At 71.9% G+C, this 22351-nt stretch carries 11 protein-coding genes; 7 read left to right on the top strand and 4 right to left on the bottom strand.

Annotation, left to right across the window (positions count from 1 at the left end; translation table 11 throughout):
• Positions 1-139 precede the first annotated feature (139 nt).
• From K2224_RS17870 to K2224_RS17855, 4 genes are read left to right on the top strand one after another with little or no spacing between them, the layout of a single operon-like run.
• Positions 140-2932: an AAA family ATPase gene (locus K2224_RS17870; RefSeq protein WP_313904783.1), complete on the top strand. Its 2793-nt coding sequence runs from the start codon at positions 140-142 to the stop codon at positions 2930-2932.
• Between the two features lie 32 nt (positions 2933-2964).
• On the top strand, positions 2965-3741 hold the full coding sequence (locus K2224_RS17865; protein WP_221907514.1) for a thioesterase II family protein: 777 nt from the start codon (positions 2965-2967) through the stop codon (positions 3739-3741).
• A 32-nt stretch (positions 3742-3773) separates the two neighbouring features.
• Complete coding sequence (locus K2224_RS17860; RefSeq protein ID WP_221907513.1) at positions 3774-5078, top strand: MFS transporter; 1305 nt, start codon at positions 3774-3776, stop codon at positions 5076-5078.
• Positions 5079-5080: 2 nt separating this feature from the next.
• The gene (locus K2224_RS17855) at positions 5081-5752 is read left to right on the top strand and encodes an NAD(P)H-binding protein (protein WP_221907511.1); all 672 of its coding nucleotides are present in this window, start codon (positions 5081-5083) and stop codon (positions 5750-5752) included.
• Between the two features lie 66 nt (positions 5753-5818).
• On the opposite strand, the gene K2224_RS17850 is transcribed toward K2224_RS17855, so the two are convergent.
• A complete protein-coding gene (locus tag K2224_RS17850; protein ID WP_260692748.1) occupies positions 5819-6763 on the bottom strand; it encodes a phosphotransferase enzyme family protein in 945 nt (314 codons plus the stop codon).
• Between the two features lie 513 nt (positions 6764-7276).
• Here K2224_RS17850 and K2224_RS17845 point away from each other — a divergent pair.
• The 3 genes from K2224_RS17845 (at position 7277) to K2224_RS17835 (ending at position 11399) form a co-directional block, all read left to right on the top strand.
• A complete protein-coding gene (locus K2224_RS17845) occupies positions 7277-8977 on the top strand; it encodes a DUF885 domain-containing protein (protein WP_221907509.1) in 1701 nt (566 codons plus the stop codon).
• A 264-nt stretch (positions 8978-9241) separates the two neighbouring features.
• The gene (locus K2224_RS17840; protein ID WP_221907507.1) at positions 9242-10123 is read left to right on the top strand and encodes a hypothetical protein; all 882 of its coding nucleotides are present in this window, start codon (positions 9242-9244) and stop codon (positions 10121-10123) included.
• A 313-nt stretch (positions 10124-10436) separates the two neighbouring features.
• Positions 10437-11399, top strand: a complete 963-nt coding sequence (locus tag K2224_RS17835) for an LPXTG cell wall anchor domain-containing protein (RefSeq protein ID WP_221907506.1) — start codon at positions 10437-10439, stop codon at positions 11397-11399.
• A 74-nt stretch (positions 11400-11473) separates the two neighbouring features.
• On the opposite strand, the gene K2224_RS17830 is transcribed toward K2224_RS17835, so the two are convergent.
• From K2224_RS17830 to K2224_RS17820, 3 genes are all read right to left on the bottom strand, one after another.
• Positions 11474-14155, bottom strand: a complete 2682-nt coding sequence (locus K2224_RS17830; protein ID WP_221907505.1) for a glycosyl hydrolase — start codon at positions 14153-14155, stop codon at positions 11474-11476.
• Between the two features lie 240 nt (positions 14156-14395).
• Complete coding sequence (locus tag K2224_RS17825; RefSeq protein WP_260692747.1) at positions 14396-16003, bottom strand: aspartate aminotransferase family protein; 1608 nt, start codon at positions 16001-16003, stop codon at positions 14396-14398.
• Between the two features lie 28 nt (positions 16004-16031).
• On the bottom strand, positions 16032-22319 hold the full coding sequence (locus K2224_RS17820) for a type I polyketide synthase (RefSeq protein WP_221907503.1): 6288 nt from the start codon (positions 22317-22319) through the stop codon (positions 16032-16034).
• Positions 22320-22351: the final 32 nt, after the last annotated feature.

Below are 22351 nucleotides of genomic sequence, written 5' to 3'. Positions count from 1 at the left end.
TGGAAGTCGTCCGAGCATGGCTGTTGCACATGCACACACCGCGACCCCCACCGGTCGCAGAGTCGGGTTCTGACGACAACGTGGTCCTCCGAATGCGACTTCCCCACGGAGTGCGCCCGAGCCGTACGGGAACTGGGCGATGCCCATCGCAGGAGGCGGAATGTACTTAGTCGAGCGGGAAGCACAGTTGAGCGAGCTCGCTGAACGCATAGGGCCGAACACGGCGGGGCGAGGCGAGTTCCTCGCCGTCAGCGCGCCGGTCGGCTGCGGCAAGTCCGCCCTGCTCCAAGCGGCTTCGGCGCGCGCCCGGACACAGGGCTGGAAGGTCCTGGCCGTCGGCGGCCCGGAGCTCGAAGTTCCGGCCGCGGTCGACGTGGTGGGAGCGGTGCGGGACGCGCTGCGCGACGCCACGGCCACCGAGCCGCCGACCGCCCCCACCGAACTCGCCCAGCACCTCGTCGCCCTGGCCTCGGCCGAGCCGCTGCTGCTGGTCGTGGACGACGCCCATCTCGCGGACCCGGACTCCACGAACTTCCTGCGGGAACTGGGCCGGCACCTCGACTCCGCGCCGGTACACATACTGGTCTCCGACTTCCGACGGTCCGCCGGCTCCCACGACTCCCGGCACAGCGTCCCCCTCTACCCCCGTTCCCGCCGGCGCTCGTTCACCTTCGGGCCGCTGACCCGCGCGGGCGTGGTGGCACTGGTCCGCAACCGGCTCGACCGGGACCCCGCGGTCGGCCTGGTCGACGAACTGCTCGCCGTCACGGGCGGCAACCCGCTGCTCCTCCAGGCCCTGCTGGACGACGCCGTGGCCACGGGAGCAGAGGACCGGGACGAACCGGTCTACGGCTGCTCCTTCGCGCAGACCGTCCTGACCCGCCTGCGCCCCTCGAACTGCCCGGCCCTCACCGACGTCGCGGAAGCGGCGGCCGTCCTGGGCCCGTCCTGCACCCAGGACCGGCTGGCCCGCGTCGTCGAACTGGCGCCCCGCGACCTGCACCACGTACTGGACGGACTGACCGCCGGCGGCGTGCTCTCCCCGGGGCGGGTGCTGCACCCCCGCGTCCGCGACGTGCTGACCGGCGCCATGGACCACCAGGCGACCCGCCGGTTGCGGCTGCGCGCCGCGGAGGTGCTCTACGAGGACGGCGCACCGGCCGAGCACATCGCGCAGCACCTGCTCGCCGCGGAGGCCGCACCGCAGCCCTGGGCGGTGGGCATCCTGTGCGAGGCCGCGGACCAGGCGGCCCGGCGCTACGACTACCAGCACGCCATCGCCCTGCTCAAACTCGCCTCCGACGGCTGCACCGACGACCTCACCCGGGTCGAGGTGCACGCCAAGCTGCTGGACATCACCTGGTGGGTGGACCCCACCCTGGTCTCCCGGCGGCTGAACTCCCTTGTGTCCAGCGCCCGCGAGGGCTGCCTGTCCGGGCGCTGGCTGTCCCGGCTGGCCCGGCGCCTGGCCTGGCAGGGCCGTGCCGACGAGGCCGACGAGGTGTTCGCGATGGCCAGGGCCGGCCGCCCCGGCGATCCCGAGACCCGGATCGAACTCGCCATCACCGACTTCTGGATCCGCCACGTCTTCCCCGGCATGCCGCACGCCACGGCCTGCGACGGATGCGAACTCAACCCGGAGATGGTCATCGGCGGATTCCCGTGGCTGCCCAGCGCGAGCGAACTGCCCGGGCTGCTCACCGGCGGCGGACAGGAACCCGTGACGCGCCGCGCCGAAGAGATCCTGCAACGTGCCCGGCCCGACCACGCCGACCTCGAAGCGGCGCAGGTCGCCCTGTTCTCGCTGTTGGCCGCGGAACGGCTGGACGCCGACGGACTCTGGTCCATCGAGGCCGCGGTGGAGGCCGGGGGCACACCGGTGCCCGCGCTGTGGACCGGGATGCTGTCGGTCGCCAAGGGCGTCGTCGACCTGACGCGAGGGGACCCGGCCGGCACGGTGCGTTCGGTGGAAGCCGCGCTGGAACTGCTGGACGCCCCGAAGTGGGGCATCATGCTCGGGCTTCCGCGCGGCCTGCACCTCCTGGCCATGACCGAACAGGGCAGGCACCAGGAGGTCGAGAAGGAACTGTCCCGGCCCATGCCGGCGTTCTACGCGCGCAGTCCCTACGGACTGGTCTACCTGCGTGCCAGGGGCCGGCACCACCTGGCCACCGGTGGCCTGCGGGCCGCCCTCGACGACTTCCGCAGCTGCGGCGACATCCTGCGGTCCTGGAAAATGGAACTGCCCGGCCTGGTGCCCTGGCGCCTGGACCTCGCCGAGACCCTGCTGCTCCTCGGCGAACGGGAGGAGGCCCGGGTCCGGATCGACGAACACCTCGACCTCTTCCCGGCCCCCCACGCGCGCAGCCGCGGTATCGCGCTCCGACTGCGGGCCATGGCCTCCCCGATGGGGCGGCGCGCGGCGGGGCTGCGGGAGTCGGCGATGGTGCTCGAACGCTGCGGCGACCCGCTCGAACTCGCCCGCACGCTCGGCGTGCTGACCCAGACCTACCAGCTCACCGGCGAGCTCAACTACGGCCGCAGAACGCTGCGCCGGGCGGAGCGGCTCGCCCGGGAATGCGGTGGCGTCCGGGCCCTGGCGGAGATCCGGGCCCTCGCCGCACGGCAGACCCAGACCCCCTCGCCCGGCCCCGCCGTCCGCCGCCCGGACCCCGCACAGCCGGCCGTCCGAACCCCCGTGGCGCAGGACAAGAGCGCCGCCGCCGAGGCCCCCTGGGCGGCCGGGGGACCGGCGCTGACCCTCGCCGAGGGAAAGGTCGCCAGGCTGGCGGCCGAGGGCTACACCAACCGGGAGATCGCCGGCGCACTGTACGTGACGGCGAGCACCGTCGAACAACACCTGACGCGCATCTACCGCAAGCTCAAGATCCGCCGCCGTTCCGAACTGGGAGCACGGGTGAACGTCCTGTGACCGGCACCGCGGCAGGCAAGGAAGGGAAACCGGTGACGCCACCCAGCGCGCCCCGAATCGACAAGTGGCTCGTGCGCTACGGGACGTGCCCCGAGCCGGAGTTCCGCATGGTGTGCTTCCCGCACGCCGGCGGCTCCGCCGCATACTACCCCTGGCTGCGCGCTGCGGTGCCTGAGCAGGGCGAGCTGCTGTGCGTGCAGTACCCGGGCCGGCAGGAACGCCATCGGGAGGCGCCCGTCGAGGAGTTCACCGCGATGATCGGCGCGGTCACGGACGTGCTGCGCGCCGGCCCGCCCCTCCCGCTGGTGCTCTTCGGGCACAGCCTCGGCTCCCTGATCGCGTACGAGACCGCCCTGGCGCTGCGGGACACCGCCGGGCCGCTGCGCGGACTGATCGTCTCGGGCCGTCGCGCCCCCTCGGTCCGCCCGCCGCGCGGCGGGCGCGCGCCGAGCACCGCCGAGATCATCGAGGAGATGCGCCTCCTGGGCGGCACCGCCCCCGCCCTGCTGCGCGACCCGGACCTGCTGGAACTCGTCCTGCCCGCGCTGCGCGCCGACTCCCGGCTGGCCGAGTCCTATGTGCCCCGACCGGGCACGGCGGTCCCCTGTCCGCTGACCGTGCTGACCGGGACCACCGACCCCCGCGTCTCGTCCGCCGACGCCGCGGCCTGGCGTGCGCACACCACCGGTGCCTGCACGGTGCACGAGGTAACCGGCGGTCACTTCTTCTTCGAGCAGCAGCGCCCGCGCGTTCTGGCCCTGATCAGGGGCGCACTGGACGACATGGTGCAGCAGGCGGCCCGCGCCTGACGGCTGAACGCACCACACAAGGAGAGTCAGAGATGTCCAGTTCGCTACGCGCGCTGTCCGAAATCCCACGGCTGAAGACGCTGCTCCCGCTGTCGCTGATCGGCCGCATCCACCTCAGCGGCCTGCCGGTCGCGCTGTCCTTCCTCATCGCCGGCTGGACGGACGGCTACACCACCGTCGGCCTGGTCACCGGCGCGATGGCCGTCGGCCAGGCGGTGGCCGGCCCGATCCGGGGGCGGGTCGCCGACCGCAACTCGGCCAGCACACTGCTGTTCGTCACCGGCGGCGGGTACGCCGTGGGGCTCGTCGCCTTGGTCCTGGCGGCGCTGCTGCTCCCCGCCGGCGCCTGGCCCGCGGCGGTGGTGATCTCGTTCTTCACCGGACTCACCCTGCCCCCGATCTCCCAGATATCCCGGGCCCTCTGGCCCCGACTGGCCAAGGGCGACGTCCGCGAGTCGCTGTTCACGCTGGAGGCCACCGGCTACGAGATCGTGTCGATGGCCGGCCCCTTGCTGGCGGCCGGCGTGGTCACCCTCTCCGGCGGCGCGGCGGCCGTCGTGGTCTGCGCGGTGCTCGCCGCCGGCGGCTCGCTGCTCTTCGGGCTGGTACTGCGCGCGGCCGCACTGGACCGTGCCCAACCCCCCGCCACCACCGGAGCCGAACCCGGCACGAACGGCAAGCAGCGCTCGCTCCTGCGCGACCAGGTCTTCGTACGCGCCATCCTCGTCCCGTTCTTCCTGATGGCCGCACTGTTCTCGGTGGACCTCTCGGTGGTGGCCTGGGGCCGCGACCGCGGGACACCGGGCATCGCCGGTGTGCTGATCGCGCTCTTCGCCCTGGGCTCCGCACTCGGCGGACTGCTGGCCGTCGGCCGTGGCGGGAAGCGCAACAGCTCCCTGGGCATCGGCGGCCTGGCGGTCGGCATCGGCGTACTGGCCCTGCTGCTCCCGCCGGCGGCCGACGCAACTCCCCTATGGCTGCTGGCCGTCGCGATGATGGTCACGGGGTCGGTGGTCTCGCCGAGCCTGGGCGCGAGCAACTCCCGGATCGGCGACCTGACACCGGAACACCGGCGCGCCGAGGCGTTCGGATGGCTGGCCACCGCGACGACCGCCGGCGCCGCCGCCATGCTGCCACTGAGCGGTCGCCTGCTGGACCTGGCCGGCCCCGCCGCCTCCCTCGGCTCCGGCGCCGTGGCCGCCGTGCTCTCCGCCTCGTTGGCGCTCACCCTGCCCAAGCGGACCGAGGAGCCCGAAGAGGTCGAGGAGGCCGAGGGGACCCGGGCGTCCGGCGAACCCGGAACGGGCCTCTCCGGGACCGCCGGAGAGGCGGGCTGACGATGCGCGTGGTCGTCCTGGGCATCACCACGGGCCTGGGTGCCCGGCTGGCAGAGGCGTTGCCGGCGTACGGGTGCACACCGGTCGGACTGATCCACAGGGCCGCGCAGCGGGAGCCGCTGCGGGCGGCGGGCGTGGAGCCGGTCCTGCTGGACACCGGCGGAGACGGGCTGCGCGACGGACTGTCGCAGGCCCTCGCCGGTGCCGGTGCCGTCGTCCTGGCCGCCGGCACCGGCACCGGCCCGGGCTCGCTGGGCGCGGCCACCGCCACGGCCTCCCCGGCCGAGCTGCTGTCCGGGGCCGCCGAACGGGCCGGTGTACGCCGGTACGTGCTGGTGAGCGCGCTGCTGCCCGACGCGGCGGCCCGGGCCGAACTCGGCGACCGGCTCCCGGCCTACCTGCGGGAGAAGGAGAAGGCCGAACGCGCCCTGCACGCACGCGATCTGGACTGGTGTGTGCTCCGTCCCGGAAACCTCGACGACGCCCCCGCGACCGGCCGCATCCGGGTGGGAACCGGCACCGACCCCCGCCCGGACGGACGGATCGCCCGCGCCGACCTGGCCACGACCGTCTGCGAAATACTGACCGGCCCGGTAGCGGTGCGCGGGACACTTGCCGTCTCCGCCGGGGACGTACCGGTTCGTGACGCCGTTGCAGCGCTGCGAACCGGCTGAGGAGCCGCGAACGGCGAAAGCCGCCGGGCGCGGTGTGGACGGCGCTCCGGCGGCTTTCGCGGTGACTCAGATCAGGTAATGGTCCGCCGGCAATGCGTCGGCGGCCGCGATGTTGTCCCGGGCCCGGTCTATCAGCGTGCTGTTCGTGTGCTCGCCGATCTGCCCGAGATCGACGTCGAAGTGCCGCCGGCGGGCGTAGATCCACCCTTCAATGGCGGCCCGCAACTTCAGCATGGTCGGCAGCTGCGCGAAATCTTCGACGCCGGCCGGTGACGTTTCCAGGTAGCCCTTCAGAAACGGCGTCGGATCGATTTCCGGGTCCATGAAACTCAAGGTGGTCGCGACATCCAACATATGCGGCCCGTGCATCACCTCGCCCCAGTCGAGCAGCCCGACCTTGGCGCCGTCGAACCGGAACTCGGTGAGCCGGGGATCACAGTGGATGATGCCGTCCGAAAGGATTTCGGGCAGCGCGGCGAAGCCTTCGCGAATCGCCTGCTGGATCCATTCCAGGTCCGCCAGGAACGGCTGCGGTTCGAGCAGCCACTCCATCCGCGACCAGACCATCGTCTCCGGCAGCGGGGGCACCGCGCGCAGGCTCTCGTGGATGCGGCCCAACGTGCCGCCCACCATGGCCAGCTCGGCCGGATCGTCGGTGTTGGTCGGCCGACCCTCCAGGTACTCCAACAGGCCCCAGCACCAGTCGCCGTGTTCCGCGACGACCTCGCCGGCACGGGTGCGGCGCGGCGCCGCGGAGGGTATGCCCGCCCGCTCCGCCATCTCCGCCGCCCGGAGACCGGAGGCGAACTTGACGCCGTATCCCTTCGGTACGGCTTTCAACACCGCACGGTCGCCGTCGCGTTCCAACAGCCAGGTGTGCGAGTTGTAGCCGATTTTCCAGGTTTCCGCCGGCCACGGCACCACCCTGAAATCGGCGTCTTCCCACAGATGCAGTGGCAGGTCCTCCGCCGCAGGTGCCGCGGGCAGCGGATCAAAAACAGGCATGTCCATCCGTTCTCATCGGCCGTGCCGAAGTGTTCGCCGGGTGACCCGGTGCATACTCATGGGGTTTCGCGGACTGTATATCCGGGTCGCCGCATGGCGCGCCGGGCGGCCCACCGTTCTGGAATTGATTGAGGAACATTTGGGCAACACCGCCGTCTTGCGCACCTAGGGGGTGCCCCGTTGAGGGGGGTGTTAGGGGGGAGGGTGGGGTGTTGCTGCCCGTCCACTTTCTGTTCAACTCCTGGTGCATTTCCCGTAACGGGATGCTTCGTCGCCTTCGGTCGGCCGTTCGTGCACCGGACCCGGACCGGGCACTGCTGGAACTCACCTCGGTCTACCTGGCGTTCACCCTGCCGGCCCCGGTACGGCCCGGCGCACCTGACGAGCCGCTCACCGGCCGACGAGCCCGACGCGCGAGACGCTCCCGCGACCACCCGGCTCGAAGCGGACGACCGGCCGGCGGCCGAATGCCGACGGCGCCGGCTGACAGCACTCATGACGGCACGTCAGCATGGAACCATGCCCGAGAAGCCGAGCACCCCGCGCCGGATCGCCGACGACCACGTCGCACAGGTCGCCGCCCTGGATCCCGCGACATCGACGCGACTCGGTCTGCACCCCGAGGACGACCGGCAACCGGATCTGTCGCCGGAGGGTTTCGAGGCGCTCGCCGAAGTGGCCCGGCACACCCTTTCCCTGCTCGACGCCACCGAGCGGGGCGGCGGGAAGAACGGCGTGCCGTCACAGACCACCGCCGAACAGAACTGCGCGCGGCTGTTGCGGGAACGGCTGACCGCCGAACTCGCCCTGCACGAGGCGGGGGACCACTTCCGCCGGCTGCGCAACGTCAGCTCACCCCTGCACCAGCTGCGCGCCGTCTTCACCTTGATGCCCACCGACACCGACGAGAACTGGGCGGCCGTCGCCGGACGGCTGCGCCACCTGCCCGGCGCGCTCGACGGCTACCGGGCGACCCTGACCGAGGGCATCTCCCGCGGGCTGCTGTCCGCGCCCCGCCAGGCCCGGGCCACCGTCGGGCAACTCGCCGCCTGGACCGGCCAGGGCACCGGCGGCGCGAGCTGGTTCACCACGTTCGTGGGCGCCGCTCCGGATCGACTCAAACCCGAGCTGGAGTCCGCCGCGGAGCGGGCGACGACCGCGGTGGCCGACTTCAGCGACTGGCTGCGCGCCACCTACCTGCCCGCTGCGGACGGGACCCCGGACGCCGTCGGGCGCGAGCGCTACCTGTGCTCGGCGCGCTGGGCCAACGGTACGGATCTGGACCCGGCCGAGACCTACGCCTGGGCCTGGGAGGAATTCCACCGTGCGGTCGCCGAGATGCGGGCCGAGGCGGGCCGGGTCCTCCCGGACGCCACCGTCCGGGAGACCATGGACCACCTGAACCGGCACGGCCACGCAGTCACGGGAGCGGAGAACATCCGTGTCTGGCTCCAGCAGATCACGGACGAGGCGATCGACGCCCTCGACGGTACCCACTTCGACATCTCCGGTCCATTGCGCCAGGTCGAGACCAAAATCGCGCCCCCGGGCAGTTCGGGTGCCCCCTACTACACCGGCCCCAGCCTCGACTTCCGCCGGCCCGGCCGTACCTACCTGCCCACACTGGGCCAAGAGACCTTCCCCACCTGGGGACTTGTCAGCAACTGGTACCACGAAGGCGTACCCGGGCATCACCTCCAGACCGCCCAGTGGACTGCCGCGGCCGACCGTCTCAGCCGCTACCAGATCACCCTCGGCGCGGTCAGCGCCAACAAGGAGGGCTGGGCGCTGTACGCCGAGCGTCTGATGGATGAACTCGGCTTCCTCACCGACCCCGCCCGCCGCCTCGGCTACCTGGACCAACGGATGCTCCGGACGATCCGCGTGATCGTCGACATCGGCATGCATCTGGAACTCGCCATCCCCGCCGGCTCCGGCTTCCATCCCGGCGAACGCTGGACCCCGGACCTCGCCACCGCCTTCATGGCCACCCACTGCGGCACCGACGCCACCCGCCACAGCAGCGAGATCGACCGCTACCTCGGCTGGCCCGGCCAGGCCATCGGCTACCGACTGGGAGAGCGCATCTGGCTGCACGGCCGTGAGGCCGCCCGCCGCCGTCTCGGCACCGGCTTCGACCTGCGGACCTGGCACATGACCGCGCTTGCCCAGGGCTCACTCGGTCTCGCCGACCTGGCCCACGATCTCGCGTCGCTGTAACGGGCCGGGGCGGGCCCGCCTACGGTGTCCGCCCGCTGAGTCGGCACCGGGACCGGGTCCGGGCAGTCCGGCAGGAAGGGTATCCACGCCATTCCTGCGGGCTTTTCGTCGCTACGGGAGAGAACGGTGTGGCGCGCCGTGTTCAGGCGTCGGCCGCACCCCCTTGGACGCGCCCGTGGGCAGCCGGACCGGGCGGAACCGGCGCATGGCCGGATCATGCGTGCCCCCTTTCCGGGTACGGGGGGCGGTGGAAGGGTCGCCCGCATGACCGAGCAGAAGAACACCCCCGCCGGCCCTCCGTTCTACATCTCGAAGGACGAGGAGAGGCAACTCCGGCTCGCCGCCGAGAAGATCGCCCCCTCGCTGGTCATCACCCAGGCGTCGTCGTTCGACGAGTACGTGCGTCAGCTCATGGTGCCGCCCGCGGTCATGGACCTGGCGCGCAAGGCGGCGGACATCCGGTTCTCGGCCTGGGAGATCGAAGGCATCCGCCAGCTCCTGACCCCGGCCGCGCCCGGGGCCGCCGAACCGCTGCTCCGGCAGATCCTGATCAACAAGTCGGACCCGAAGCAAGGCGGCGACCCCAGCCACCCGCCGTACATCCGCGTGGCCTGCACCGGCAAGGGCGACTACGACGACCTCGCCGCCGAGCACGGGTACGACGTGACACACGAGGGCGACTACGGATCACCGGTGGTACTGGAGATCTGGCCGGCGCAGCACTACTCGCCGATGCATTCGCACGGCGAGACCACCGGCATCGTCTACTGCCTTGCCGGGCAGATCGACGTGATGTCCTACGCCGCCCTGGACTGGGACGCGGAAAAGCGCGGCCTGGTCACGCTCACACCGGGGCAGTGTGCCTGGCTGACCAAGGAGAACTACGCCGTGCACAAGGTGTTCTGTCCCCTGGACGGCGGCCCCAACCCCACCGAACTCCTCAACGACACCGGCGACTTCGGAGCCAGCTTCCACGTCTACCTCAACCAGGACGAGCTGACGGTGGCTTTCGACGACTCGCATTCGCGGGACGCCTTCGACTACATCGACGAAGCCACACACGAGAAGAAGCAGTTCCAGACGTACTCGGACCTCTCCTGGCGCGTCCTGAGGAGTGTACTGGCGAAGAACGCGCGGGACTGGTAGACCGCGAGTCCGCCCAGTACGGCACCCAGCTCCTTCGACGCCGTGCAAAGAATCGCAAAAACACAAACCCCCAGCACAGGACGTCATCCAACGGTCAAAATCGCGACCTAGCGTAGGCCCCCGTCGTCAACACACGGAGGCCGTAGCGCTCATGAACCCGTCTCGTCATCGCATGCCGATTCCCAACCGCAAGGCCACGTGGTCAGTGTCCGCCGCAGCCGGCGGTGTCGCTCTGGCGCTTCTCTCCGGCGTGCTCGCGGGGCCCGCCGCTGCCGCACCGGGCACCTCCCATGAGGGCCCGAGGACGGCAGCGGTGGCAGGTGGGCGTTTCGTCGTCTACGACAACACCGCCTACCGCGGCGTCGATCTGGCCCACTACGGCGCGATCCGGTCGAACGTCGTCTACGAGGGGTACGTTGCGGCCCTGAGCGGGAGCAAGGGGTCCGGGAAGGAGTTGGCGCTGCCGCCCGAGGCCGCGTACAAGAACCTGATCCGGAAGCATGCGAGCGAGCCGGGCCCCGTCGTGCTGGACTTCGAGTCCCTCTACCTCACCGGCGCTCCCGACACGGCCCAACGGCGCCTGAAGAAGCTTGAGACGTTCGCCCAGTGGGCGCACGAAGCCGTCCCCGGCAAGGCGATCGGCTTCTACGGAGTCCTGGGCAACACCGCATCGCGCTACTACCCGCTCGCCCGGCAACTCGCCAGGCATGTGGACGCGTTCTTCCCCACCCTCTACACGTTCGACGACAACCGTGCTGCCTGGCGGACGAAGCTGGCCGACGACCTTGCGGAGGCCAGGGCCGTCGCCCCCGGCAAGCCTGTCTACCCCTACCTGTGGCCGCAGTACCACGACGGGACGCCCAGGAGCGGGCAGTTCCTGTCGGCCGACCACTGGAGCTATGAGCTCGACACGGCACGTCGGCTCGTCCCCGGGGTGGTGATCTGGAGTGGCGCGGGGCCCGTCACCGACAAGGGCTGGATCACCGCGACCGAGCGGTTCATGGCGAACCTCCCCAAGTCGGGGACGACAGCGATCCCGTCGGCATCCGGTGCCGGGGTGACCGCCGCCACGTCACACCGCACCTCCGCGCCGGCGGCCGAGGTCAGCCTGGTCGCCGATCCCACGGCGTCGCCCGACACGGATGACGGCAGCCCCAAGGTGACCCGCCTCGCCTCCACGGGCGGTGCCGACCTCCCGATCGTGCTGACCGCCGCCGGACTTCTGCTGGCCGGTGCCGTGGTGTTCGCCCTCACACAGCGTCGCCGACGCCACTGAGCTGAAGCGGAACGGCCGGTGAGCGCCCCCGCAGGGGTGTGCACCGGCCGTCCGCCCGGCGAGCGCGATCGTGCTCAGTGCCTGCGTGCCCCCAGGCTCCGGATGCCGAACGACCGGATACCGCGGCCGTGTGTGGCCGCGTACAGCTCATCGTCCGGACCGAGCCGCAGTTCCATCACCGCGGTCGTGGGCAGCCCGCGCCCGAGCACCTGCCACTGCCCGGCGCCGGGTGCCCGGTAGAAGACGGCCAGGTCGGTGCCGAGGGTCAGTCCGCCGTTCGGCAGCAGCTTCACCGTGTTCGCCGGGACGTCGGGCAGGTTGGCGGAGATGTCCGTCCAGTGGTCACCACCGTCCTTCGACTCGAAGACGTGGCCGACGCCCGCACCGGGGCCCTCGGTCCACTTCCGGGAGAATCCGTTGACGGCCAGGTAGACATGGTCGGCATCCGCGGGGTCGACCTCGAAGCCGGAGAGGTACCGGTTGGGGATCGCCCCGGAGACCGGCAGGTCGAGCTGGTGCCAGCCGGTGCCGTCCGCATTGCCGACCGCGATGCCGCGGGTGAAGCCCTGGCTGTCGCACGGCCCGCACCAGCCGACGTAGACCCTGCCCCCCGAAGCGGCGACCGCGGTGGCCAGGTGACCGTCGCCGAGGTCGTAGGCGCTCTTCCACTCCGAGCCGCTGCGGATCGCGTAGCCCTTGGTCTGTACCCACACGTGGCGGCCGCCGGCGATCCAGGTGTCGGGGTCCTTGGCGTCCGCGGCGAGCGGTGCGATGAAGCGGGCTCCCTTGCCGGCGAGGTCCTTGTCCGGCGGGGCGATCTCGTACTCGGTGGCCTTCGTCGGGTCGGTGGACCAGGCGCCGTTGTTGACGCCGCAGTCCTGGGTGACCCACATGTCCAGGTAGACGTACTCCTGGGCGGTGTTGCAGCCGTTGGCCGGATCGGTGATCGTGTCGGCGCCGTCCCCGCCGAAGTCGGAGCCCATGACCCTGTCGCGGCCGCGCAGGATCGACTGGCCGTTGTCCTGGAGGCCGCCGGTGACCGTGACCCCTCCGTAGGTGCGGTCCCTGCCCACACCGACGGAGTAGTACTGAAGGGTGTCGATGGTGCCGTCGGCGAGTGACTGCCAGTCCTTGGCATGCCCGCCGGAGTCGACCGCGCCCTTCAGCGGACGCCGGTAGATGCCGCCGTCGTTGCCCACGTAGATCCAGGACCTGCCGTGGTAGCTGCCGACCGCTACCGCGTGCTGGTCGGAGTGCGTGGTCGGGGAGCAGTCACCGGTCCGCTTGCTCGGGTCGATGCTCCAGCACGGGAACGGGAAGTTCCAGTACGGCCCCGGTACGGTCCAGCTGGTGCCGCCGTTCTTGGTCTCGAAGACCTCCTCCAGCCCCAGGTAGACATGGTCCGGATCGGCCGGGTCGACCTGGAGGAACTGGTTGTACCAGGACTGGACGCCCGGCATGTAGCCCGCGGTCTGCAACGCCGAGCCGGATCCCCGCAGCTTCTGGTAGTCCGCGATCTGCGTCCAGGGGCCGAACGGCGAGCCGGACTTGGCGACGTAGACGCCCTTGAGACCGCTGTCCGGGTTGGCGGTCGTCTGGGTCGGTGACTGGTCGATCGCGTACAGCCGGGAGCCGTCGGCGGCGGCCGCGAAGGTCATGTTGCCGACGTCGGTGCTGTCCGACGGCAGGTCACCGAGCCCCGCGACCCGCTGCCAGCCGTCGTTGCGCTTGGCATACAGGCCGTTGTAGGAGTCGCCGCCGCGCCACCCGACGGCGAGCAGCACCTTGCTCGGGTCCTTGGGGTCGACCGCGATGTCGTTGGCGATGTTCTTGTACGGAGCCGCGGGATCCGACGCTTTCGAACCACCGGGGAGGTACGCCGGGTTCGGTGCGAACTCCAGCTTCCACGGCCCCGACAGCTCGGTGGCCGAGTGCGACCACACGCCGCGGCTGGTCGCCGCCCACACCGTGTCCCCGGCGAACCGCAGGGCGTGGATGACGGTGCTCTCCAACTCCGCACCGCCCACTCGGCCGCCCGGCTGGAACGTTCCGTGCCGGGGGTCCTTCAGGACGTAGACGCCGGTTCCGACGAAGGCGGTCGCGCCGGTGTTGGACTCGCCGGTGGCGTACCAGAGTTGGTGGGCGTGGTCGAGGGCGAGCGTGCCGGTGGACAGCGAGGGCAGCTTGTCGGCTATGGGCTGCCAGTGGCCGTTGCCGGTACGCGACCGGAAGACGCCGCCGTTGGCGCCGCCGGCGTAGACGTAGCCCTGGTCGTCGGCGGCGATTCCGGTGATGCGGCCGGTGACGTGGCCGGCACCGCCGCTGGAGTTGGAGTTGACGTCCCGGTAGCGCGGGTCGTCGGAGTCGTACACCTTCTTGGTGACGTGGCCCCAGTCGCCCGCGGTGTGGCCCATGGACCGGAGTTGCTGCCACGCGGCCCCGTACGCGCCGGGTGCGACGACACCGGGGGCGGTGCGGGCCTCGGTGAACTGGGCGGTGGCCTCGGCCGAGTTCTCCGTCTCGTCCGATCCGTCGTCGTCACCTCCGGGCCTGGCGCCCGGTTTCAGAGCGGTCATCGGGTGCCCGGAGCGCACCAGCCGGCTGTGCTGCCGACCGATGTCGGCCTGGTGGTGGGCACCCCAGGGCCTGGGCGCTGTGGTTCCTGCGGCTGCGTACGCCTGGCTGCCGACCAGGCCCAACGCAGCGACGGCGACGACTCCGGTCATGAGCCGCCGTCGATGCCGGTGGGGCATCATGCGTTCTCCTCCCTACGGCGAGCGCGGGGTCCGGCTCGGCCGTTGACGCAGATCCTGGCGTGCTCGCGTCAGCTAGGGGAAGGGGGCGGGGGATGCGTTTCCCGGGTGCCACCACATATCGGGGTGGTGGAGGTTCGCGGGGGCCTCCGGCGCGGGAACGCGTTCCGTCGTTCGCCGGCCCGCGGGGCGGGCTCTCGTGCGGTGGCGGTGCGTTCCCGCGGCCGGGCGCGGGTTGGTTCCTCAGACGCCGAACAGGCGGCTGTCGTCCCGGGTGTGGAGGACGGTGCACAGATCGCGCAGGGCGGTGGCGACCTGGTCGATCTCGGCGTCGGTGAGGTGGATGGACGGTTCGAAGCGGAGGGTGTTCACGGCGCTCGCCGTCGGGAAGACCCGCAGGGAATGTGTGCGCAGGAGATAGCCGGCGGCGACATAGCCGAAGAGGCTCGCCTGCTCCCGGATCGCCGCCGAGGGGGCGTCGGACTGGTCGTGGAACTCCATGCCGATCATCAAGCCCTTGCCCCGGACCTCCTTGACGACGTCGGGGAAGTCGGCGTGGATCGCCCGTAGTTCCGACAGCAGCCGGTTTCCTCTTTCCTCGGCCAGTCGGTACGCCTCGCCGTCGTTCTGCTCCAGGAGGTCGATGACCTTTCCTGCGATGAGGGTGGAGAATCCGTCCTTGGCGAAGGTCGAGCTGTGCATCAGCTCGAAGTCCGTGCGGTAGCGCGATCCACGGATCAGCGCGATCGACGCCTTGGCTATTCCGCCGCCCAGGCTTTTGGAGAGCGTGTAGTAGTCGCCCCGTATGCCGATGCTGGAGCTGGCGAAGAAGGCACCCGAGCGCCCCATGCCGCTCTGGACCTCGTCGATGATGACGGGGCAGTCGATGGCCGCGCAGGTGCGTTGGATGCGTCGGGCGGCCTCCTCGTCGAGCACATTGATGCCGGCCTCGCCCTGGATGGGTTCCAGCAAGAAGGCACAGAAGTTCGGCAGATCGCGTTCGGCGACGTGCACGACGCCGTTGGCGACGGCCAGGCCGAGGAGTGTTCTGCGTTCGTTCTTCACGATCTGGGCCAGCGCGTCGGGCTGGTCGACCGGCACGAACCGGCACTGCCCGGCCAGGGCTTGGAAGGGGAGCCGGACCGACGGGTTGTGCGTGAGCTGGACGCTGCCGATCAGTTTTCCGTGGAAGGAGCCCTGGAGGGCGAGGAGGACCGGCGGGGTCTGCACGCGCTCCTCGTTGAGGCGCTTGACGGTGTCCAACAGGTGGTCGATTCCGGTGCCGTGCGCCGCCGGTACGCCCAGGGCGTCGAGTTCCTCGAATGTGGTGTCGGTCAGTGCGGCGGCGCCGTCGGCCACCGCCGAGCCTGCCTGTTCGAGGCCCTCTTCCAGTTCCTTGCGGAGTGCGGCCACCTTCTTCACGCGGTCGAGTTCGGCGTGTTTGACGGCTACTTCGACGGCCTCCGCCCCGGTGTTGGCGAAGACGGCGAAGTAGGGTTCGGCGCCGCCCAGTTCACGCTGGAGTATGGCGTTGAGCTTTCGTGCCACGTCGTTCGCGTGCGGGTGCGAGGCGAACTGCGCATGTACCGGTACGTGTGCTTCCAGGAGGGACTTCGCGTACCCGAGCACGTCCGGGTTGTTGTGCCCGAGAATCGTCGAGCCGTAGCCGCCGACCATGTCGAGTACGGCTTTTTCCTCGCCGGCCTCGTCGCGGCGGTAGAGCGTGTTCCCGGTGGCGCGGACGTACTCGACCGCAAGCCCCAAGGAGGACAGCAATCCGGTCATGTACGGTTCCGAGAGTTCGGCCGTGTTCGTTCCCGACGGGTCGGTTGCGGGGGTGTTCGAGGACATATTCGTGCCGGCTCCTTCTCGATGGGGTTCAGAATTTCTTCTCTATGAAGTCGAAAAGTTCGTCGTCCGTGGTGAAGTCGAGTTGCTCGGAAGCGCCCGTCGACTCCGTGGTGCCGAGATCCCGGTTCACCCGGTCGAGCATCCGGTGCAGGCGCTCCGCGATCCGGCGGCGGACCTCCTCGTCCGCCGGGAGCTCGGTGAGCGCCTCCTCCAGCGAGTCGAGTTCGGCGAGTCCGGGCCGTTGGTCGTCGTGGGTCAGCTGCGTCCGCAGGTAGTCGGCGACGGCGGCGGGGGTGGGGTGGTCGAACACCAACGTCGCGGGGAGTTCGACACCGGTCACCGCGGTCAGCCGCTCCTGTAGTTCGACCGCGGACAGCGAGTCGATGCCGGCGTCCTGGAACGACTGCTCGCCGCCGATCCGCTCGGACTCGGCGTAGCCGAGGATCGCCGTGGCCTCGTCGCGCACCAGGCCGACCAGAGCGGCCAGGTCGGTCAGGTCGGCCGGACCCACCAGGCTGCCGGGGCTCCTGACGGGTTCGGGGTCGCTCGGCCGGAGCGGCTCCCCGGCGGTCGGTGTGTCGTGCTGCTCCACCTGGCCGATCAACTCCTGCCAGATCGGCGGCAGTCGATCGGACTGGGCCTGGCGGCGCAGGGCCGAGAGGTCCAGCGCCACCGGCGCGAGGGCGGCCCGGGGGGACGCCAGGCCGGTGTCCATCAGCCGCAGACCCTGGTCGCGGTCGAGGGCCAGTACTCCCAGGCGGGCCGCCCGGGCCAGATCGGCCTGGTCCAGGTGTCCCGCCATGCCGGCCTCGCCGTCCCACAGCCCCCATGCCAGTGACGTCGCCGGCAGACCCGCTGCCCGGCGGCGGTGCGCCAGCGCGTCGAGGAACGTGTTGGCCGCGGCGTAGTTGGCCTGGCCGGCGTTGCCCAGCACACCGGCGAGGGAGGAGAAGAGCACGAACGCGTCCAACCGGAGGTCACGGGTCAGTTCGTCCAGCCACACCGCCGCGTCGACCTTCGCCCGGAACACCCGGTCGATCCGCTCGGCGCTCAGCGCGGTGACCAGGCCGTCGTCCAGCACGCCCGCGGCGTGGACCACGGCGGTCAACGGCGCGTCGTCGGGGACGTGTGCCAACAGCGTGCGCACCTGCTCGCGGTCGGCGAGGTCACCTGAGACGACCTCGACGCGCACGCCCCGGCCGCGCAGTTCCCGGCAGAGGGCCTCCGCGCCGACGGCCCCCATGCCCCGGCGGGACGCCAGCACCAGGCTCCGCACCCCGTGGACGGCCACGGCGTGCCGGGCCACCAGGCCACCCAGCATGCCGGTCCCGCCGGTGATCAACACCGTGCCGTGGGGGTCGAGCCGTCCCGGGACGACCGACTCGTCCCCCACGGCCCGCTGGACCGTCGGCCCGTCCTCCACCGCTCGCACCAGCCGAGGCACCCGGACCGCCCCGTCGCGGATGGCGAACTGCGACTCGCCTTCGGCGACCATCGCCTCCAGCACGGCCGCCAGGGCGGCAGGCTCCTGTCCGGGCGCGGTGTCGAGGTCGGCGAGCAGGATCCGGCCCGGGTTCTCCCGTTGAGCGCTGCGGACCAGACCCCAGACCGCGGACTGGGCCGGGTCGACCGGATCACCTTCCCCGACGGCCACAGCACGCCGGGTGCCGATCACCAGGCTTCCGGCCCGCAGACCGGGTGCGGCCAGGAACGCCTGGACCACGTCCAGCACGCGGTTGACCGCGGCGCGGGCGCGCTCGGGATCCGGGGCCGCCGACGGCTCCGCGGCATCGTCGGGGGACAGGAGCAGCCACCTCGCCGTCCCGTCCAGTGCCGGGAGGTCCGGTGCGCCGGTTACCGTCGTCACCGGTACGGGGCGGCCCCCGGGCGTCTGCGGCCTGGTCCACTCGATCCGCAACAGAGCATCCTCGCGATCGGCATGGCCCGCCGCGGCACTCTCCGTGCGGGCGGGCGCCCCGACGTCGTTGCCGGTCGGCTTCCACCAGAAGTGACGGCGCTGGAACGGGTAGGTCGGCAGCGGCACCCGCCGGCCGCTCCCGCGCAGCAGCGGCGCCCAGTCCACCGCGACTCCCCGCACGAACAGCTCGGCCGACGAGTGCACGAACCGCGTCCGGTCGCGCCGCCCGCGATGCACGGTCCCGAACGCGACACCGGCCGTCCCGCTGTCCTCAAGGGTGTTCGCGATGCTGGGGGTCACCGCCGGTTCCGCGCCGAGCTCGATGAACGTGCCGAAGCCCTGCTCCACCAGCGCACGGGTCGCCGCCTCGAACTCTGCCGGCTGCCGCAGGTTGCGGGCCCAGTGCTCGCGGTCGACGGGGTCGGTCACCCAGTCACCCGCCACCGCGGAGTACCACGGCACGTCAGGTGCGCATGGCCGGAGGCCGTCGAGGAGTGCGGTCGGGCGTGGCCCGTCGGGTCCTGCCGGGTCGGCCGCGAGTGCCCGGCCGTGCCATGCCACCAGGTGCGCGGCGTCGTCGAGCGACAGGGCGCCGGCGACGCATGCCGCGGCGATCTCGCCCACGGCGTGGCCCAGTACGGCATCGGGGTGGACGCCGCACGACTGCCACAGGGCCGCCAGTGACACCATCACGGCGAAGGAGGCCGGGGCGGTGGCATCCGCAGGCTCTGTTGCGGATCCGGTCCATCCGCTCCCGGCGTCGTCGAGGAGGTCGGACAACGCGCGGTGCAGATGCGGAGCCAGCGCCTTTTCGCACTCGGCCATCCGCGCGGCGAACTCCGGCTCGGTGTCGCGTAGTTCACGGCCGGCGGCGGCCCAGTGTGCGCCCTGGCCGGGGAAGACGAACACCGTGCGGCCGGGGTCGCCGCCCGTTCCGGCCGGGCCGGTCACCGTGTCCGGGGCGGGCTGCCCGGCGGCCAGTGCCCGCAGGGCGGTCAGCGCCCGGTTCCGGTCGTCGGTGACGACCACGGCACGGTGCTCCCACACGGCCCGGGTCGCCAGGGAGCAGGCCAGGTCGCCCAGGCGCACCCCCTTGTCCAGCGCGGCGGCCAGTCGCCCGGCGTGCTCCGCCAGAGCCTGCGCCGAGCGGGCCGACACCACGATCGGCAGCGTCGCAGGCGCGTCCGCGGCCGGGCCGTCGCCGGCGGATTCCGGTGTGCTCTCGGGTGCCTGTTCAAGGATCACATGGGCGTTGGTGCCGCTGATCCCGAACGCCGACACGGCCGCTCGGCGGGGGCGGTCCCGGTCGGGCCAGGCGCGCTGCCGGGCCAGCAGTTCCACCGCCCCAGACGACCAGTCGATCTTCGAGGAGGGCCGGTCGGCGTGCAGGGTCCTGGGCAGGACGCCGCGTTCCAGGGCCAGTGCCATCTTGATCACTCCGGCCACGCCGGCCGCGGCCTGGGTGTGGCCGACGTTCGACTTCAACGAGCCGAGCAGCAGGGGGTGTTCACGGCCCGGGCCGTAGGCGGCGACGAGGGCCTCGGCCTCGATCGGGTCGCCCAGCACCGTGCCGGTGCCATGCGCCTCGACGGCGTCGACGCCATCGGCCGACACCCCGGCGTCGGCCAGCGCGCGCCGGATCACCCGCTGCTGGGACGGGCCGTTCGGGGCGGTCAGACCGTTGGACGCGCCGTCCTGGTTGACCGCCGACCCCCGTACGACCGCCAGCACGTCGTGGCCGTGGCGGCGGGCGTCGGAGAGGCGTTCCAGCACCAGAACGCCCGCGCCCTCGCTCCACGCCGTGCCGTCCGCGGCCTCCGAGAAGGACTTGCACCGCCCGTCCGCCGCCAGCCCGCGCTGGCGGGAGAATTCGATGAACCCGTCCGGCCCGGCCATCACCGTCACACCGCCGGCCAGCGCCATCGAGCACTCGCCCGACCGCAGCGCCCGGACGGCCAGATGCAGGGCCACCAACGACGACGAGCAGGCCGTGTCCACCGCCAGCGTCGGGCCCTCCACGCCCAGCACGTACGCCAGACGCCCGGCGGCGACGCTCGTCAGGCCGCCGGTCGTGCGGTAGCCGTCCAGGTCGTCGCCCACGGGGAGGCGGTCGGCGTACCCGTTGGCGTACAGGCCCATGAACACGCCGACGTCCTGGCCCCACAACCCGGTCGGGTCGATGCCCGCGTGCTCCAACGCCTCCCACGAGGTCTCCAGCAGCAGCCGTTGCTGCGGGTCCATCGCCAGGGCCTCGCGCGGGGAGATCCGGAAGAACTCCGCGTCGAACAGGGCGGCCCCGTGCAGGAATCCGCCGTGGCGGGTGGACGACCTGCCCACGGCGGCCGGGTCCGGGTCGTGGAGGGCCGCCAGGTCCCAACCGCGGTCGGTCGGGAACTCCGAGATCGCGTCCCCGCCCCGCTCCAGCAGCTCCCACAACTCCTCGGGGTCCCCCACGCCGCCCGGAAGCCGCACCCCCATCCCGACGATCGCCACCGGATCCGCCGAGTCGGCCACGACGGGTGCCGGGTCGTGGTGGGGTGCCTCGTCGTGCAGTAGCCGACGCAACTGGTCGGCCAGGGCGGCGGGCGTGGGGTGGTCGAAGACGAGCGCGGCGGGGAGCGTGATCCCGGTCGTCGTGGCCAGGCGGTCGCGGATCTCCACCGCGGCGAGCGAGTCCACCCCCATCTCGGCGAACGTGGCGCGGTCGCGGAGGCCGGGGGGTACGTATCCCAGGGCGGCGGTGGTCGCCGACTCCACCAGCTGCCGCAGGCGCAGGTCCTCCCGGGGGCGGCCGGGCGCCGGGGACGGCCGGTGCTCGGCGGCCGGCAGGCTCGCCCGCAGCGACCGGGTGTCGACCTTTCCGGCGGCGTTGCGCGGGAGCGCCTCGACCAGGTGCAGTCGCACCGGCAGTTTGTAGGAAGCCAGGCGGGGGGCCGCGTATGCCCGGACCGCGTCCAGGGTGAGTTCGGCGCCCTCGGCCCGGACCGCCACGGCGACCACCGCCTCGCCCCGGGTGGCGTGCGGCGCGCCGACGACGGCGACCTCCACCATGCCCGGGCAGCCGGCCAGGGCGCGTTCGACCTCGGCGGGATAGACGTTCTCGCCGCTGGTGATGAGCATGTTCTTGAGCCGGTCGACGATGAACAGGCAGCCGTCGGCGTCGAAGTAGCCGACGTCGCCGCTGTGGAACCAGCCGTCGGCGAACGCCGCCTCGGTGGCCTCGCGGTCGCGCCAGTAGCCCGGTGTGACGTTGGGACCGCGGACGCACACCTCGCCCCAGACGTCCGGCTCGGTGAGCACGTCGCCGCTTGCCTGATCGACGAGGCGTACCTCGGTGAACGGCATGGCGCGTCCCGCGGAACCGGCCTTGGCGAGGGTCAGGTCCGCCGGCAGGTGGGTCGCGAAGGGCGCGGTCTCGGTCAGGCCCCACGCCTGCTGGAGCGTCAGCCCCCGGTCCGCGTAGTCCTGGATCAGCCGTCGCGGCACCGGTGCGCCGGCCACGACGGCGGTCCGCAGCCGCGACAGGTCGGCGTCCGCGAAGCCGGGCACCCTGGCCAGTGCCGCGTACACGGAAGGGACTCCGAAGAACGCCTCGACCCCGAGCTCGACCAGGTCCCGCAGCGTCCGGTCCGGATCGAACGTCCGGCGGATCACATTGGTGCCGCCCTGGGCGAGGGTGCGCAGGGTGAAGCAGTTCAGCCCGCCGATGTGGAACAGCGGGGTGACGATCAGGTTGACCTCGCGCCCGGAAGTGCCGGTGGCCCAGCCGACGTTGGCCCCGTTCCACCAGATGTTCCCGTGGGTGAGCCGCACGCCCTTGGCGCGGCCGGTCGTGCCGGAGGTGTAGAGGAGGACCGCGAGGTCGTCGGCCCGGCACGGCACCGGCTCCCGCGGCGGGTGGGCGGCCCGGGAGAGGGCCGTGCTGAGCGGTGTCCACGGGGAACCGGGCGATCCGGCCGGCGAGTCGACCGGCAGGCCGGTCGGCGCGGCCGCGGGATCGTCGTCGACGAGCAGCCGGCGCAGGTGCCCGGTCGCCGCTCCGGTGGCGTCGACGACGGCCCGGTGCCCGGGTTCCACGACGAGCGTGTGCGCGTCGCAGTCCCGCAGGACCTCCGACACCTCGTCGGGCTTCAGCAGGTGGTTCACCGGGACGAAGACGGCCCCGAGCCAGGCACTCGCCAGATAGGTCGTCAGGAGGGTCGGGCTGTTCAGCCCGAGGTAGGCGATCCGGCAGCCCTTCGTCACACCGCCGGCGGCCAGGGCCTCGGCCAGTCGCCCGGCGCGTTCGACGAGGGCGGGGTAACTCGTCTCGACGCCCTCGTACCGGAGGGCGGGGCCCGCGCAGGGCCGGTTCGCCACCTCCCGCACGGCGGCCACCGGACTGATATCCACCTGCATTTTCTCTCCCGGGATCACAGCGGGTCGGTCAT

The sequence above is a fragment of the Streptomyces sp. BHT-5-2 genome (assembly GCF_019774615.1).
Lineage (GTDB): Bacteria > Actinomycetota > Actinomycetes > Streptomycetales > Streptomycetaceae > Streptomyces.
The sequence above is the reverse complement of the archived record's forward strand: the minus strand, read 5'-3'. Positions and strand labels throughout refer to the sequence as shown.